The 15,139-nt window shown below is 67.7% G+C and carries 10 protein-coding genes, 1 tRNA gene and 1 pseudogene; 8 read left to right on the top strand and 4 right to left on the bottom strand.

What is annotated here, in order from left to right; genetic code table 11:
- Window positions 1-2: 2 nt before the first annotated feature.
- From nadD to ACXI0D_RS02455, 5 genes are all read left to right on the top strand, one after another.
- Window positions 3-668, top strand: coding sequence for a nicotinate-nucleotide adenylyltransferase (gene nadD / locus ACXI0D_RS02475; RefSeq protein WP_014647945.1), 666 nt, complete (start codon window positions 3-5; stop codon window positions 666-668).
- 58 nt (window positions 669-726) lie between these two features.
- Complete coding sequence (rsfS, locus tag ACXI0D_RS02470) at window positions 727-1,137, top strand: ribosome silencing factor (RefSeq protein WP_005418109.1); 411 nt, start codon at window positions 727-729, stop codon at window positions 1,135-1,137.
- A 66-nt stretch (window positions 1,138-1,203) separates the two neighbouring features.
- Window positions 1,204-1,674 (top strand): 23S rRNA (pseudouridine(1915)-N(3))-methyltransferase RlmH, encoded by a 471-nt coding sequence (rlmH, locus tag ACXI0D_RS02465; RefSeq protein ID WP_014038029.1) that lies wholly within the window; start codon window positions 1,204-1,206, stop codon window positions 1,672-1,674.
- A 22-nt stretch (window positions 1,675-1,696) separates the two neighbouring features.
- A tRNA-Asn gene (locus ACXI0D_RS02460) sits at window positions 1,697-1,773 on the top strand.
- A gap of 323 nt (window positions 1,774-2,096) precedes the next feature.
- The gene (locus ACXI0D_RS02455; protein ID WP_479642386.1) at window positions 2,097-2,855 is read left to right on the top strand and encodes an alpha/beta hydrolase; all 759 of its coding nucleotides are present in this window, start codon (window positions 2,097-2,099) and stop codon (window positions 2,853-2,855) included.
- Window positions 2,856-2,875: 20 nt separating this feature from the next.
- Here the strand turns inward: ACXI0D_RS02455 and arcD are convergent, their stop codons facing one another.
- The 4 genes from arcD to ACXI0D_RS02435 form a co-directional block, all read right to left on the bottom strand.
- Window positions 2,876-4,297, bottom strand: a complete 1,422-nt coding sequence (arcD, locus tag ACXI0D_RS02450) for an arginine-ornithine antiporter (RefSeq protein WP_119006586.1) — start codon at window positions 4,295-4,297, stop codon at window positions 2,876-2,878.
- A gap of 106 nt (window positions 4,298-4,403) precedes the next feature.
- Window positions 4,404-7,199, bottom strand: a complete 2,796-nt coding sequence (locus ACXI0D_RS02445) for a TonB-dependent receptor (protein ID WP_479642268.1) — start codon at window positions 7,197-7,199, stop codon at window positions 4,404-4,406.
- A 197-nt stretch (window positions 7,200-7,396) separates the two neighbouring features.
- Complete coding sequence (locus tag ACXI0D_RS02440; RefSeq protein WP_479642267.1) at window positions 7,397-8,047, bottom strand: energy transducer TonB; 651 nt, start codon at window positions 8,045-8,047, stop codon at window positions 7,397-7,399.
- A 216-nt stretch (window positions 8,048-8,263) separates the two neighbouring features.
- On the bottom strand, window positions 8,264-9,001 hold the full coding sequence (locus tag ACXI0D_RS02435; RefSeq protein WP_101765886.1) for an SIMPL domain-containing protein: 738 nt from the start codon (window positions 8,999-9,001) through the stop codon (window positions 8,264-8,266).
- Between the two features lie 130 nt (window positions 9,002-9,131).
- On the opposite strand from ACXI0D_RS02435, the gene ACXI0D_RS02430 reads away from it, so the two are divergent.
- The 3 genes and pseudogenes from ACXI0D_RS02430 (at window position 9,132) to ACXI0D_RS02420 (ending at window position 15,107) form a co-directional block, all read left to right on the top strand.
- Complete coding sequence (locus ACXI0D_RS02430) at window positions 9,132-9,740, top strand: Maf family nucleotide pyrophosphatase (RefSeq protein WP_479642266.1); 609 nt, start codon at window positions 9,132-9,134, stop codon at window positions 9,738-9,740.
- Window positions 9,733-11,220, top strand: coding sequence for a ribonuclease G (gene rng / locus ACXI0D_RS02425; protein WP_005418079.1), 1,488 nt, complete (start codon window positions 9,733-9,735; stop codon window positions 11,218-11,220). The genes ACXI0D_RS02430 and rng overlap by 8 nt, the downstream gene beginning before the upstream one ends.
- Window positions 11,221-11,250: 30 nt before the next feature.
- Window positions 11,251-15,107 (top strand): annotated as a pseudogene (locus ACXI0D_RS02420) (YhdP family protein).
- The last annotated feature ends 32 nt before the right edge of the window (window positions 15,108-15,139 follow it).

Here is a 15,139-nt window from a genome sequence, read left to right as displayed (position 1 = left end):
CGATGAGCCTGCGGATCTATTACGGGGGCACCTTCGATCCGGTGCACCTGGGGCACCTGGCAATCGCGCGGGCCGCCCGGGACGAACTGCAGGTGGCCGTGCGCATGTTGCCGGCAGGCGATCCGCCGCACCGTGCGGTGCCCGGCGCCACCGCCGAGCAGCGCTGCACCATGTTGTCGCTGGCCATCGGCGACGAGCCGGGCCTGCTGCTGGACCGCCGTGAACTGGACCGTGCCACGCGCTATCCCGGTCGTCCGTCCTACACCGTCGATACCCTGCGCGAGCTGCGTGGCGAGCTGGGCCCGAGCCGGCCGCTGGCCTGGCTGGTGGGCGCCGACAGCCTGCTGGGCCTGTCCGGCTGGCACGAATGGGAGGCCCTGTTCGGGCTGGCCCACTTCGTGGTGGCCGAACGGCCGGGCAGTCCGCTGCAGGCGTCGATCGACGGCGAACTGGGGCGTGCCCTGCAGGGGCGCTGGGCCGACAATGAGCAGGCCCTGTTCGCCAGCCCAGCCGGGCGCATCCTGCGCCTGCACCACCCGCTGCGCGAGGAGTCGGCCAGCGCCGTGCGCTCGCAGATCGCCGCCGGTGGCCCCTGGCGCGCCCTGCTGCCGCCGGCCGTCGCGGACTACGTCGCTGCACACGGGCTGTACCGCCCGGCCACAGCGTGAATGGCGCGGCCGCGCCATCCCCGTATAATCGCCCCCACGTTTATCGAGTCGATCCACTTTGAGCAACCAGACCCAGCCCCAGACCATCAAGGTCGATCTGCCCAGCCCGCCGCCGTCCGTGCCGGAACTGCTGGCCAGCGTCCGCCAAGCCACCGAAGACCTGAAGGCCAAGGACCTGGTCGAGATCGACGTGCGCGGCCGGTCCAGCGTTGCCGACTACATGATCGTCGTTTCGGGCACCTCGACCCGCCACGTCAAGTCGATCGCCGATGAAGTCGTGCGCTTCGCCAAGAACATCGACGTGATGCCGCTGGGTGTTGAAGGCGAGCGCGAAGCCGAGTGGGTGCTGGTCGACCTGGGCGACGTGATCGTTCACGTGATGCTGCCGCGCGTGCGTGAGTTCTACGCCCTCGAGCGCCTGTGGACCGTTGGCGACCAGCCGCCGTCCAGCGACGACGAAGTGGCCTGAGCCGCACGTTGATGCATCCCTTCGACGGCGCCGATGGCGCCGTCGACGTTTTGGAGGACCGTGTAGATGAAAGCCCGCCTGATCGCCACCGGTGAACGCGCACCCAGCTGGGTCGCGCAGGGCTTCGCCGAGTACCAGAAGCGGCTGTCGCACTGGCTGCCGTTCGAGCTGGTGGAAATCGAGCCCGGCCTGCGCGGCAAGGGGCGTGATCCGCGCCGCGCCACTGAAGATGAAGGCAGGCGGGTCATCTCTGCGCTGCCGAAGAACGCCTATGTGGTGGCACTGGATGTGCCGGGGCGGCAGCTGAGTTCCGAACAGCTGGCACAGCGGCTGGAGCATTGGCGCGGGCAGGGCCGCGACCTGGCGTTCCTGATTGGTGGCCCGGAAGGGCATTCGCCGGAGGTGTCCGCGCTGGCCGATGAGAAGTGGTCGATCGGACCTCTGACGCTGCCGCACATGCTGGTGCGCCTGGTGGTGGCCGAGCAGTTGTATCGGGCCGCCGCAATGATTGCCAATCACCCCTACCATCGCGCGTGAAGAGTGGTTATACTAGTCGTCTGCCCGAATAGCTCAGCCGGTTAGAGCACTTGACTGTTAATCAGGGGGTCGTTGGTTCGAGTCCAACTTCGGGCGCCACCTTGAAAAACCTGCATCGCGAGATGCAGGTTTTTTTTTGCCGTGTTGTAGCATCGCGCTGCGTCAGTCGAGCATGGCTCGACTCTACAATGCAGCGTCATCGACTACGGATGTTGATTGTGCGCGCACGCCTGCTCATGGGTTCCCTGCTGCTTGCGATGGTGCCGTTCGCCACAACGAAGGCCGCGCCTTCCACCTGGCATCCACCACAGGGCACTACCGAGCTTCCATTGTGGCCGCAGGGCACGGTGAGCGCGCCGCCGAAGTTGAAGGGGCCCGAGCAGGTCAGCGAAGTGACCTCCGAAGCCAGTGGCGAACACTGGATGATGCTGCAGAACGTCGCTGTGCCGACCCTCACCGTGTTTCCGCCGAAGGGGCCGGCCACCGGCACCGCGGTGATGGTGGTGCCTGGCGGAGGCTACCGGGTGCTGGCGATGGACCTGGAAGGCAGCGAGATCTGCGACTGGCTGGTCGCACAGGGCATCACCTGTGCATTGCTGAAGTACCGGGTGCCAGCCTCAGGCCCGAACTGGGACCCCGAGTGCAACTGCCGCGACATTCCAAAGGTGCCGATGGCCCTGCAGGATGCACAGCGTGCAATGGGCCTGCTGCGCGCACAGGCCGGGCGCTGGTCAATCAATCCGAAGCGGATCGGGGTGATCGGCTTTTCCGCCGGTGGTCACGTGGTGGCGGGACTGAGCACGCACGCGCTGCGCAGCTACGCGCCGGTCGATGCGGCGGATGAGCAGCCGAGCCGCCCCGATTTCGCGATGGTGATGTATTCCGGGCACCTGTGGGCGGGGCACGGAAAGGGATTGTCGCTGGTCAGGGACATCACCGTGGATGACAAGGTACCGCCGACGTTCATCGCGCAGGCCACCGACGATCGCACCGACGACGTGCGCGAATCACTGGCCTATTACCGTGCCCTGGTCGACGCGGGCGTGCCGGTGGAAATGCATCTGTTCGCACGCGGCGGCCACGCGTTCGGGCTGCGCCTGAAGGATGCACCGGTCGCGGCGTGGCCGCGGCTGGCCGAGCGCTGGATGCAGGATATCGGCATGTTGCCCAGGTCCTTGTAGAGCCGAACGTAGGCCCCGCGCTACAGTTTCAGGTCACCCTTGCAGAACGCCACCAGCGTGGCGATCGCCACCGCCAGGATCGCGCCGAACAGGACCCACTCCCAGCGCGTGAACACCTGCTCGCCGCGCTGGCGCCGGGTCAATGCGAACAACACCACGCCGGGCACGTACAGCAGTACCGACAGCAGCAGGTTGTCCAGGCCGCCGGCATACACCAGCCACAGCGCATAGGCGCTGGCCAGCAGTGCGACCACGAAATCGCGCCAGCGCACGCCTGGTTCCCCGGCATAGGCCTGCCCACGCCAGGCCAGTTGCACGCCGAACGCGGTGGACAGGAAGTAGGGCACCAGGCTCATCGACGCGGCCAGCAACACCAACCCGGTGTAGCTGCCCGAATTGACCAGCACCAGCAGCAGGAACAGCTGGATCAGGCCGTTGCTCAGCCAGAGCGCATTGGCCGGCACGCCGCGCGCATTCTCGCGGCCGAGGAAGGCCGGCATGGTGCCGTCGCCGGCCGCGGCGTACAGCACTTCGGCGCACAGCAGCACCCACGCCAGCAGTGCACCGAGTACTGAAATGATCGAACCGATGATGATCACCGTTGCGCCCCATTCGCCGACGATGGCGCGCAGCACATAGGCCATCGACGGATTGGGCAGCCCGGCCAGTTCTGCCTGCGACAGCACGCCCATCGACAGCAGGCTGACCAGTACCAGCAGCAGCCAGACCCCCAGGAAACCGATTACCGTGGCACGGCCGACGTCGGCACGTCGCGCGGCACGCCGCGAATAGATGCTGGCGCCTTCGATGCCGATGAACACCCACACGGTCACCAGCATCATGCCGCGCAGCTGCTGGCCGAGGTCGCCGAGTGCGGGCCTGCCGAGGAAATCGGCACGGAACACGTCCATGCGGAACGCGCCTGCCGCCAGGATCAGGAACAGCGCGATCGGCAGCAGCTTGGCCACGGTCACCAGGCCGTTGACGATGGCGGCCGTGCGCAGGCCGCGCAGCACCAGCAGGTGCACGGTCCACAGCAGCAGTGATGAAGCGGCCACGGCGGCGGGTGTATTGCCTTCACCGAAGACCGGTATGAAGTGGCCGAGGCCACTGAAGATCAGCACGAAGAAGCTGGCGTTGCCGAGCACCGACGCCACCCAGTAGCCCCACGCCGCAGAGAAGCCGATGTAGTTGCCGAAGCCCTCGCGCGCATAGGCGTAGATGCCGGTATCCAGGTCGGGGCGACGATTGGCCAGGGCCTGGAACACGAAGGCCAGCATCAGCATGCCGGCGCCACTGACCGCCCAGCCGATCAAGGCGGCGGCCGGGCCGGCGCTGCGCGCGACGTTCTGCGGCAGTGAAAAGATGCCGGCGCCGACCATCGAGCCGACTACCAGTGCAGTCAACGCGGGCAGGCCGAGACGTTGGTTGGAAGCGGGCATGGATGGAACTCTGGTCAGGGACTGCATCATCGCCGTTGCCGCGTGTGCGCAAAAGCAAAGGCCCGGGGGTGAACCCGGGCCTTTGCAGGTGACGCGCCGCGATGGATCAGCGGAAGGTGTACTTGGCGCCCACGGTGAAGTAACGGCCCAGCGCACCGGAGAAGTGCATCGGGTTGTAGTTCACCGCACCGTAGGTGGTCGGGTCGAGCGGTGCGATGCGGTCGAACACGTTGGCCACCGAGGCATTGAGCTCGAAGGAATCAGTGATGTTCCAGCGGCCGGACAGATCGAAGGTGGTGAACGAAGAGATCTTCGTCACCGGCGTGCCATCCTCGTAGGACGCCTGGTAGTCGCCGCCGCGCTTGTCGGTGTTGTCCATCTTGCTGATGTAGTTGGCAACACCGCTGACGCTCCACGCACCCTGCTTCCAGGTGGTGCCGAAGTTGATCTTGTCCTTCGGCGTACCGATGCAGTTGGTCACGTCGCAGTTGCCGTGCGTGCCGGCATAGTCGACGGTCTCACCGTCCTCGGTGCGCTCGAACTTCAGGATGTGGCTCCACTGCAGGTCCAGTTCCAGCTGGCCCGGGCCGATATCGAAGGTCTGGCGGATATCGGTATCGATACCGCGGACCCGCGACGAGCTGGCATTCACGTAGCCGGTGTTGACGGCCAGGATGCTGCCGGAATTGGGCACGCCACCGATGTTGTTGGAGTCACGCAGCACGTTGCCGGCGAGGATGGCGGCCGCAGTGTTGCCCTGCACGATCTCGTTGGTGCGCTTGATCTGCCAGGCATCGACGGTCATCGAGGTGGTCGAGGTCGGCTGCAGCACCAGGCCCACCGAGTAACTCTTGGACTCTTCCGGCTTCAGGTCCTTGTTCGGGCGGGTGATGATCGCAATCGAGCGCGGCGTGCACTCGTCTGCATCGATGGCACAGCGCACCGGATCGCGGGCATTGGAGAAGGCGGCCAGGCCACCGTCACCGTTCTCGGCCGGGTTCGGCGCGCGGAAGCCTTCGGCGTAGCTGGCGCGCAGGGCGATCCAGTCGGCCGGGGTCCACTTCACGCCCAGCTTCGGTGTGGCCTTGCCTTCACCGCTTTCGTACTTGTCGTAACGCACCGCGCCGGACAGTTCCAGCTGTTCCAGCACCGGCGCGGACAACTCGACGTAGCCGGCGTACACGTTCTGGGTGCCGTCGTAGGCCGAGTAGCCCAGGCCGATGATGTCACCCTGGTCGGTGTAGGTCTGCGGGGTCAGGCTGTTGCTGGTCTTGCGCCACTCGGTACCGATGGCCAGGCCCAGCGGGCCACCCTTGAGGTCGGCCAGGCTGCGTGACACGGTGAAGTCGAACATGTCCAGGCTGGACTTGGCACGCGCGCTGATGGTCGGCGAGATGTAGTCGTACAGTGCCTGCGAGTTCAGGTTGGCGTTGTCGCCGATGCGCCATGTACCGCCGGCGCAGTTCGGATTGCCCAGCGCGCACAGCACGGAGCTGTAACGCAGGAAGCCGGTGCGCTTGTTGACCAGGTCGGTGCCCGAATGCAGGTAGGCGGTGTCGTAGCTCCAGTCACCCCAGTTGCCCTTGACGCCGACCAGGAAGCGGTTGAACTCATTGGTGTTGTCGGTCACGCGCGGGCCGACGTCCCACGCGCTGTAGCGCAGGCGCGCCGCATACGGCAGCGGGTTGTCCGGATGTCCGGCATAGAGCATCGTCGCGCCGTCACCGCTGCTGGCGTTCTTCGGGCCGCCGGGGAAGCCCCAGCCACCGGACACGCCGGAAGGGGTATTGCTGAAGATGGTTTCCTTCTTCGAGTAGCCGATCTCGGTGTAGATCTCGCCGCCTTCGCCGAAGGCGAACGTGGCGCGGCCGAACACGTTGATGTACTTCTCTTCCGGGGTCAGGTCGCGATACTGCTGCGCTGGATCCCACAGGCAGCCCTGGGCCGCCGAAGAGGCTTCGGTCTGGCCCGGAATGGTGCTCAGGTTGGCGCAGCCCGGCAGGGCGACCAGGTGCGGCGACGGCGCATCATTGTTGAACACCGAGCCGTTCGGGCCGACGCCGCCGTTGGTACGGCCGCTGAGGTAGGCGCCGCCGAGGAACTGCGCGTCGGTGGCGGCATAGCCCCACGGGCGCGTGTCGCCGGTGCCGATCCACTTGCGGTTCTTGCGGTCGCTGATCTTGATCGCGTCGGACTTGCCGACATCCAGGCTGAAGAATGCGTTCCAGCCATCCTTGGACAGGTCGCCGGTACCAGCGGTCAGGGTGGCCTTCTTGGTATCGCCGTCGCTGTCACCGGACAAACCGTAGGACGCGCGCAGGATCGCACCCTCGAAGTCGCTACGCAGGATGATGTTGACCACGCCGGCGATGGCGTCGGAGCCGTAGATCGCCGAGGCGCCGTCCTTCAGCACTTCCACGCGTTCGACGGCATCGAGCGGAATGGTGCTGAGGTCGGTGAACACCTTCTGGCCGTCGTCGGCCAGGCCGTAGGTCGCCATGCGTCGGCCATTCAACAGCACCAGCGTCGAGCCGGCACCGAGGCCGCGCAGCGAGATGCCGGCGCCGCCACCGGCGAAGCCGTTGCCGAAGGTCTTGGGAATGGAGCCGGCGCCATCGGCGGTGATGGTCTGCAGGTACTCGGCCAGCGTGGTCTTGCCACTGCGGTCGATCTCCTGGCGGCTAACGACCTGCACCGGGGACGGCGTCTCGGTGTTGGTGCGCGGGATGTTGGAGCCGGTGACCGTGATGCGGTCGAGGTTGGTGGCCTTTTCCTGCGCGAAGGCGGAGGAGGAAGCGACGGCGCCGGCCAGCAGCAGGGCGCCGCCGGTGAGGATGTGGGTGATGGACGATGCCAGGGTGCTGCTGCGGCGGCTGGCGGGCCGTTGGATCGGGTGTTTCACAGCTTCTCTCCTAACTGGAAAACCGTAGCGTTGAGGGCTGTCGCCGGATCGATACCGGGACGCGCCAATCTAGGTTTCCAGCAGGTGACGAAGTCGTGAATTTTTGCTTAATCGGTAACGCTTGGTCCTCGACTGTCCGCATTCCCTACGGCTGAGGCAGGGGCCGGCCCGGCGCAAGGCCGGGCCGGTGGGGTCGCTCAGTCCGGCAGCGAGAACTGCACCGGCACCATGCCGATGGCCGGAACCGCCACGCCGTCACGCTGGGCAGGCTCGAAGCGCCAGTGCTTGAGCACCTGCTGGCGGGCGGCCTGGTCCAGGTTGCGCGAGCCGCTGCTGCGCTCGATGCTGACGGCGACCGGCTGGCCACGGGTGTCCACTTCCACCCGCAACAGCACCGTGCCCTGTTCGTGGTTGCGCAGGGACTGGATCGGGTAGGTCGGTGGCGGGGCGCTGCGGTACTGCAGCTGGGCGCCAGCCAATGGGGTGGAGGTGTCGATGCTGGGCGCCAGCTGCGGCGGGGCCGGTTCGGCGGCCGGCAACGCGATGCCCTGCGTCTCTTCCACGGTCGCGGTGGGGGCGGGCAGTGGCGGTACCACCGGCTGCGTCCGCGGTTTAGGCACCACCTGGACGATCTCTTTCGGCGGGACCGGAACCGGCGGTGTCGGCGGCGGCGGGATCTTCTCGATCAGCCGGATCGGGGTCTTGTCACGCGGGGCCTGCACGGCCTGGTAGGTCGCAGGGATGAGCAACAACAGGAAGGCCAGCAGATGCAGGGCGATCGCCGCACTCCAGGCGGCTACGCGGGCGGGGTCGAAGTGCGGGGATGCAACGGGATACGTACGAACCATGATCCACCTCCATGCCAGTGACGAAGTCCTCAACGCACCAGGGCCCGTGGCGGGGTTGCCGCACGCGGCTGGCAGTCCATCAGTAGCGCGGCATGGCGGCCACTGCCTAGAGGCAGGGGCATGATCGTTGGGCTGGCCTTCAGCCAGCGCCGGCACCGCGCATGAAAAAGGCGGGCCCCCTGCGGGACCCGCCTGTGCCGGCCGTGGTGGACGCGATCAGCGGCCCAGTTCGAACACCACGTCCAGGTTGACCGAGACGGTCGATTCACCCGGTGCGACCGGGGTGGCCTTGTCCATCGCCGCACCGGCGGCCATGGTGCGCATCATCGGCATCGGGCGGAAACCGCCGTTGCTGTTCTCGGAAATGCTGACGATGCGGCGCACCTGCAGGCCCAGCGACTTGGCATAGGTCTGGGCACGGGCCTGGGCCTTCTTCAGGGCAGCCAGGCGGGCTTCGTCATAGACCGGTTCCGGCTGGTCGATCTCGAAGCTGGGGCCGTTGATCTGGTTGGCGCCCTGCGCGGCCAGCGCATCGAGTACCTTGCCGAGCTTGGCGATGTCGCGGACCTTCAGGCTGACCGTATTGCTGGCCTGGTAGCCGGTGATCTTCGGTGCTTCATTGTCGGCATAGCGGTACTGCGGGTTGAGGCTGACGCCACTGGTCTGCACGTCGCGTTCGGCGATGCCGGCGGCCTTGATCGCGGCCAGCACCTTGTCCATCTGCTGGGCGTTCTGGCGCATGGCGCTGTTGCCGTCGGCGGCCTGGGTGACCACGCCGGCCGACAGGGTGGCGACGTCCGGCACGCGGGTCGCCTCGGCGTTGGCCGAGATGTTCAGCAGGGTGCCTTCGGCCGCGGCGGCGATCGACGGCGACGACGGAGCGGCATGGGCGGTCATCGAGGTTCCAAGGGCAAGGGACAGGGCAAGCAGCAGCGGGGTGGCGGTCAGGCGCATGGGATCTCCTTGTTGTGGCAGTGAGGGTGGTGTCGTAGCGATGAACGCGCTGTGAGCCTGTTCGGGGTTGTGCGCGTTCCGTAACGGGTTGCCGACGATTCAGGTGGCGGCCTCAGGTTATGCTGTGCCGATGCTCTATCTTGCTTCCCGCTCCCCCCGACGCAACCAGCTGCTGGCCCGACTCGGACGCCCTTTCCAGGCCCTTGACCTGGAGGTCGTCGAGCAGCGCGCGGCGACGGAAAGTGCCGAGCAGTACGTGTGCCGGGTCGCCGCCGACAAGGCGCGCGCCGGCCTGGCCCAGGTGCTGGCCGACGACCCGCAGGCGCGCGTGCTCGGTTCGGACACCGAGGTGGTGCTGGAGGGCGAGGTCTTCGGCAAGCCGGCCGATGCCGCCGACGCGCGGGCGATGCTGGCGCGGCTGGCCGGGCGCACCCACCAGGTGATGACCGCGGTGGTGGTGGTCGATGCCAACGGCCTGGACAGCGAGCTGGTCATATCCGAGGTGACCTTCGCCCCGATCGACGCCGCCGACATTGCTGCCTATGTCGCCACCGGCGAGCCGCTGGACAAGGCCGGTGCCTACGCCATCCAGGGCGGGGCCGAACGCTGGATCGAACACCTTTCCGGCAGCTACTCCGGCGTCATGGGGTTGCCGCTGCTGCACACCGATCGTCTGCTGGCACGCTGTGGCGTGCCGGCCCCCACTGCCGATGCCGCCAGGGAGGCTGCCGATGTCTGAGGAAATCCTGGTCAATGTGACCCCGCGCGAGACCCGGGTCGCGGTGATCGAAAATGGCATGCTGCAGGAACTGCACATCGAGCGCGGTTGGCGCCGTGGCGTGGTCGGCAACATCTACAAGGGCAAGGTGCAGCGGGTCATGCCCGGCATGCAGGCCGCCTTCGTCGAAGTCGGCCTGGAGCGCGCCGCGTTCCTGCACGCCAACGACGTGGTGCGTCCGGCACCGGTGGCCAGCGCCGACACCGAGAACACCACCCTGCCGCCGCCGGCCAGCGTGCCGATCGTCGAGCTGCTGCGTGACGGCCAGGACATCGTGGTGCAGGTGGTGAAGGACCCGATCGGCACCAAGGGCGCACGCCTGACCACGCAGATCAGCATTCCCTCGCGCTACATGGTGCTGCTGCCGCAGTCAAAGGTGGTGGGCGTGTCGGCGCGCATCGAGGACGAAACCGAGCGCGCCCGCCTGAAGGCGCTGGTGACTGAATTGTCGGCGCAGCATGGTGGCTACGGTTACATCGTGCGCACCAACGCCGAAGGCCAGCCGGCCGAGGCCATCGCCGAGGACATCGCCTACCTGTCGCGCGTATGGAACGTGGTCGAACGCCGCGGCCGCGAAGCGCCGTCGTGCAGCATCATCTATGAAGACCTGAGCCTGCCGCTGCGGTCGGTGCGCGACCTGATCCGCAAGGACGTGGACAAGGTGAAGGTGGACTCGAAGGAGACCTTCGGCCAGCTGCAGGCCTTCGTCGCCAAGTACATGCCGGTGCTGGCCGAGAAGCTGGAGCTGTATTCCGGTGACCGCCCGATCTTCGACATGTTCGGCGTGGAGGACGAGATCGGCCGCGCGCTGGACAAGCAGGTGCCGCTGAAATCCGGTGGCTACCTGGTGATCGACCAGACCGAGGCGATGACCACCATCGACGTCAACACCGGTTCGTTCCTCGGCCAGCGCAACCTGGAAGAAACGGTGTTCCGCACCAACCTGGAAGCGGCGCAGGCGGTGGCGCGGCAGCTGCGGCTGCGCAACCTGGGCGGCATCATCATCATCGACTTCATCGACATGGATGATGCAGAGCATCGCCGCCAGGTGCTGCGCACGCTGGAGAAGGCGCTGGCCCGCGACCATGCCAAGACCACGGTCTATGATTTTTCGCCGCTGGGCCTGGTGGAGATGACCCGCAAGCGCACGGTGGAAAGCCTGGAACGCCAGCTGTCGGAGACCTGCCCGCAGTGCAGCGGCCGCGGCAGCATCAAGACCACCGAGACGGTGACCTACGAGATCTTCCGCGAGATCACCCGTGCCGTGCGCCAGTTCGATGCCGCGCGCCTGCTGGTGATCGCATCGACCAAGGTGGTCGCGCGCATCACCGATGAGGAATCCTCGGCGGTGGCCGAGCTGGAAGAGTTCCTCGGCAAGAGCATCCGCTTCCAGGCGGACGAGCAGTACCTGCAGGAGCAATTCGATGTCGTTCTGCTCTGATCCTCGCCGGCTGCAGGCCGGCGGTGGCCGATGAGCGCGCCGCCGCGCCTGCGACTGCGAAGGATCCGCCGTCATTTCATTGCCGCCTGTGCGGTGGGCCTGGTCGGGCTTGCACTGCTGGTGGGCACGCTCAGCCAGCTGCTGCCGCTGGCTGAGCGACATCCCGACAGGATTGCCGCCTGGCTGAGTGAGCGTGCCGGCCAACCGGTGCGTTTCGACCAGCTGCAGACAGCCTGGACCCGTCGTGGCCCGCTGCTGCAGCTGAAGGGCCTGCGCATCGGCACCGGGCAGGGCCTGGCGATCGGCGAGGCCGAGGTGCTGGTATCGATGTACAGCGGGCTGCTGCCCGGGCGCTCGCTGACCGAGCTGCGCCTGCGTGGCCTGGCGCTGGACCTGCAGCAGGGCGAGGACGGACGCTGGACGGTGCGGGGGCTGCCGCAGTCCGACAACGGCGGTGATCCGCTGGATGCATTGCGCCGGCTGGGCGAGCTGCAGGTGATCGGGGGCCGCCTGGGCGTGCACGCGCCAGCGCTGGGCATCGACACCACGCTGCCGCGCATCGACCTGCGCATGCGGGTCAATGGCGATCGCCTGCGCGTGGGTGTACGCGCCTGGGCGCAGGCCGAAGCGCTGCCGCTGACCGCGGTACTGGACGTGGACCGCATGCGCGGCAACGGCCAGGCCTGGCTGGGTGCCGACCCGGTCGATTTCCATGCCTGGTCGCCCTTGCTGGCGGCCGGCGGTGTGCGCCTGCGCGAGGGCAAGGGCGAGCTCAACCTGTGGCTGACCCTGCGTGATTTCGCGCCGGTGGCGTTGACCACCGATTCGGACCTGCGGGACGTGCGTATCGACGGCGCCCCGATGCCCGGCGTGGCGGCACCCCAGCTGCAGCTGCAACGGTTGCAGGCCCGCCTGCGCTGGCAGCGCCAGGCCGATGGCTGGGCGCTGCTGGTGCCGCGCCTGCGCCTGAAGACCGAAGACGGCGAACAGCAGCTCGATGGCCTGCAGCTCCAGGTCGGCCAGCAGCTGCGGGTGAACGCCGGTGCGGTGCAGGCCGGAACCGCGCTGCGCGGACTGGCCCTGAGCAGTCTCCTTGAGCCGGGGCTGCGGCACTGGCTGTTCCTGTCCAAGCCACAGTTGGACATTCGCGAGCTGCAGCTGGCAGGCAAACGCGATGGCCCGTTGTGGGCACAGGGCGAGCTGCAGTCGCTGGGCTTTGCCAGCGTCGGCGATTCCCCGGGCCTGCGCGGCCTGGGCGGGCGTTTCGAAGGCGATGCCGATGGCTTCAGCCTGCAGCTGCTGCCGCAACGCCAGCTGCAGTTCGATTGGCCGACCGGCTTCGGCGTGCGCCATGACCTGCACCTGGCCGGACAGATCGTGGGCTGGCGCGACGAGGGTGGCGGTTGGCGGATCGGAACGCCGGCCATGCGCGTGGAAGGCACCGACTACGCGGCCGACGTGCGTGGCGGGGTCTGGTTCCAGGGCGACGGCACGCGGCCGTGGCTGCAGTTGGCCGCCAAGCTGGACGACGTGCCGATGACGGCGGCCAAGCGCTTCTGGATCCACTCCAAGATGAGCAAGGGCGCCACCGACTGGCTGGACATGGCGCTGGCCGGCGGCCAGGTACGTGGCGGCGTCGGCCTGGTCACCGGTGACCTGGACGATTGGCCGTTCGACAACAACGATGGCCGCTTCGAGGCGACCGGCCACATCACCAATGGCGACATCCGTTTCCAGCACGACTGGCCGCTGATGAGCCAGGTCGATGCCGATATCGCCTTCATCGGCCCCGGCTTCGACATGCGCGGACGGGGCGACCTGGCGGGCGTGGCGGTGCAGAAGTTCGAAGCCGGCATCCCGGACTTCGGCCACCAGCCGCTGTACGTGCGCGCCGATGCGCCGAGCGAGGCCGGCAAGCTGCTGGCGATGCTGCGCCAGAGCCCGCTGCACAAGGACTACGGCGATACCCTGGACAATCTGGTCGCCAGTGGTCCGGCGCATGTGACCTTCGACCTGCTGCAGCCGCTGCACCTGGACGAAGGCGAGGGCCACCTGCAGGGCACGGTCGACCTGGCCGGCGTGAAGCTGGTCGACAAGCGCTTCCAGCTGACCTTCGACAACATGCATGGGCAGGCGCGCTACAGCAATGGCGGCTTCGACGCCGAGGAACTGGCGGTGCGCCACCTCGGCCAGGACGGTCGCCTGAGCCTGCGTGCCGGCGGCTACGTGCACGACAGCACGCGGGCCTTCGAGTCGCAGCTGACGGCCCATCTTGATGCCGGCGTACTGATCGACCGTGCTCCGGAAATGGCCTGGCTCAAGCCTTACATCTCCGGCAATTCGGCGTGGACCATCGCGGTCAACCTGCCCAGGTGGCCCCGGGCGCGCCGGCGCCGCCGAGCGAGCTTCGGTTGAGTTCGGACCTGGTCGGCACCCGGCTGGACCTGCCGGCGCCGCTGGACAAGCCGGCCTCCGAGCCGCTGGCGACCACGGTGGCCGCGCAGCTGCCGATGGGGGCTGGCCGCATCGATGTGGCCTTCGGCCAGCGCCTGGCCCTGGCCGCACGCAGCCACAACAATCAGACCGGCGTGCAGGTCACCCTGGGCAGCGATCATGTCGACCGTGAGCCGCCACCGAACGGACTGTCGGTCAATGGCCGCAGCCCGACCCTGGATGCGCTGGAGTGGATCAGCCTGGCGCGCGGCGGCGGTGACGACGATGCCATGCCGCTGCGTGCGGTGGATGTGCAGGTCGGCCAGCTGAAGCTGATCGGCGGGGTGTTCGAGCAGACCCGGCTGCAGCTGCACCCGGGCCCGCAGGCACTGGATGTGCGCCTGGACGGCCCGTCGCTGGCCGGGCGCCTGACCGTCCCCAATGCCGAGGGCGGCACGATCAGTGGCCAGCTTGACCGCGTGCACTGGCAGTCACTGCCGACGGCACCGGGTGCGCCGGCCGCACCGGCGCGGGTGCAGGCCGGTGCCAATGACATGGATCCGGCCAAGCTGCCGCCGTTCGCGCTGGACATCGCCGACCTGAAGTTCGGCAAGGTGGTGCTGGGCCAGGCGGTACTGCGCACGCGACCGCTGGCCAATGGCCTGAACGTGGACGAGCTGCGTTTCCGTGCGCCGGACCAGGAGATCGACATCAGCGGTCGCTGGCTGGGCCGTACCGGTGGTGCGCGTACCGAGCTGACTGCACAGGTGCGCAGCGAGGACCTGGGCGGGTTGATGCAGAACCTCGATTACGGCGGCCAGTTGCGCGGTGGTTCCGGCCAGGCGCAGCTGCAGGCCTCGTGGAGCGGTGGTCCGTCGGACTTCCAGCTGGGCAACCTGCAGGGCAGCCTCGACCTGCACGCGCGCAATGGCCAGCTGCTGGAGCTGGATCCGGGCGCCGGCCGCGTGCTGGGCCTGCTCAGCGTCGCGCAGCTGCCGCGGCGGCTGATGTTCGACTTCCGCGACTTCTTCTCCAAGGGCTTCGCGTTCAACCAGATCGACGGCAGCATGCAGTTCGGCCAGGGCATGGCGCGCACCGACAAGGTGCTGATCGAAGGCCCCGCGGCCAACATCACCATCCGTGGCCAGGCCGACCTGCGCAACCAGCAGTTCGACCAGACCATCGACGTCAACCCGCGCGCGGGCAACCTGCTGACCGTGGTCGGTGCGGTGGCCGGTGGCCCGGTGGGCGCCGCGCTGGGTGCGGCCACCAATGCGGTATTGTCCAAGCCGCTGGGCGAGATCGGCGCCCGTACCTACAAGGTGACCGGTCCATGGAAGGAGCCGAAGGTGGAAGTGATCGAGCGCAGCCGCGACAAGACCCCATCACCGCCCGTGCCGGCACCTGCACCGGCCATTCCGCCGACCGTCACCGACCTGCCGCGCTCGCGCTGAGCGCGTTTCCCTGTTAACGGGGCTTGCCTGAG

It is taken from the genome of Stenotrophomonas sp. C9D9 (assembly GCF_056491205.1).
Note: the sequence above shows the minus strand (reverse complement) of the source record. Positions and strands in the feature narration are given on the sequence as shown.

Coding starts and splice junctions, on each gene's coding strand:
- nadD (WP_014647945.1), top strand. CDS start 3: ATGAGCCTGCGGATCTATTACGGGGGCACCTTCGATCCGGTGCACCTG.
- rlmH (WP_014038029.1), top strand. CDS start 1,204: ATGAAAGCCCGCCTGATCGCCACCGGTGAACGCGCACCCAGCTGGGTC.
- ACXI0D_RS02455 (WP_479642386.1), top strand. CDS start 2,097: ATGATGCTGCAGAACGTCGCTGTGCCGACCCTCACCGTGTTTCCGCCG.
- arcD (WP_119006586.1), bottom strand. CDS start 4,297: ATGCCCGCTTCCAACCAACGTCTCGGCCTGCCCGCGTTGACTGCACTG.
- ACXI0D_RS02440 (WP_479642267.1), bottom strand. CDS start 8,047: ATGGTTCGTACGTATCCCGTTGCATCCCCGCACTTCGACCCCGCCCGC.
- ACXI0D_RS02435 (WP_101765886.1), bottom strand. CDS start 9,001: ATGCGCCTGACCGCCACCCCGCTGCTGCTTGCCCTGTCCCTTGCCCTT.
- ACXI0D_RS02430 (WP_479642266.1), top strand. CDS start 9,132: ATGCTCTATCTTGCTTCCCGCTCCCCCCGACGCAACCAGCTGCTGGCC.
- rng (WP_005418079.1), top strand. CDS start 9,733: ATGTCTGAGGAAATCCTGGTCAATGTGACCCCGCGCGAGACCCGGGTC.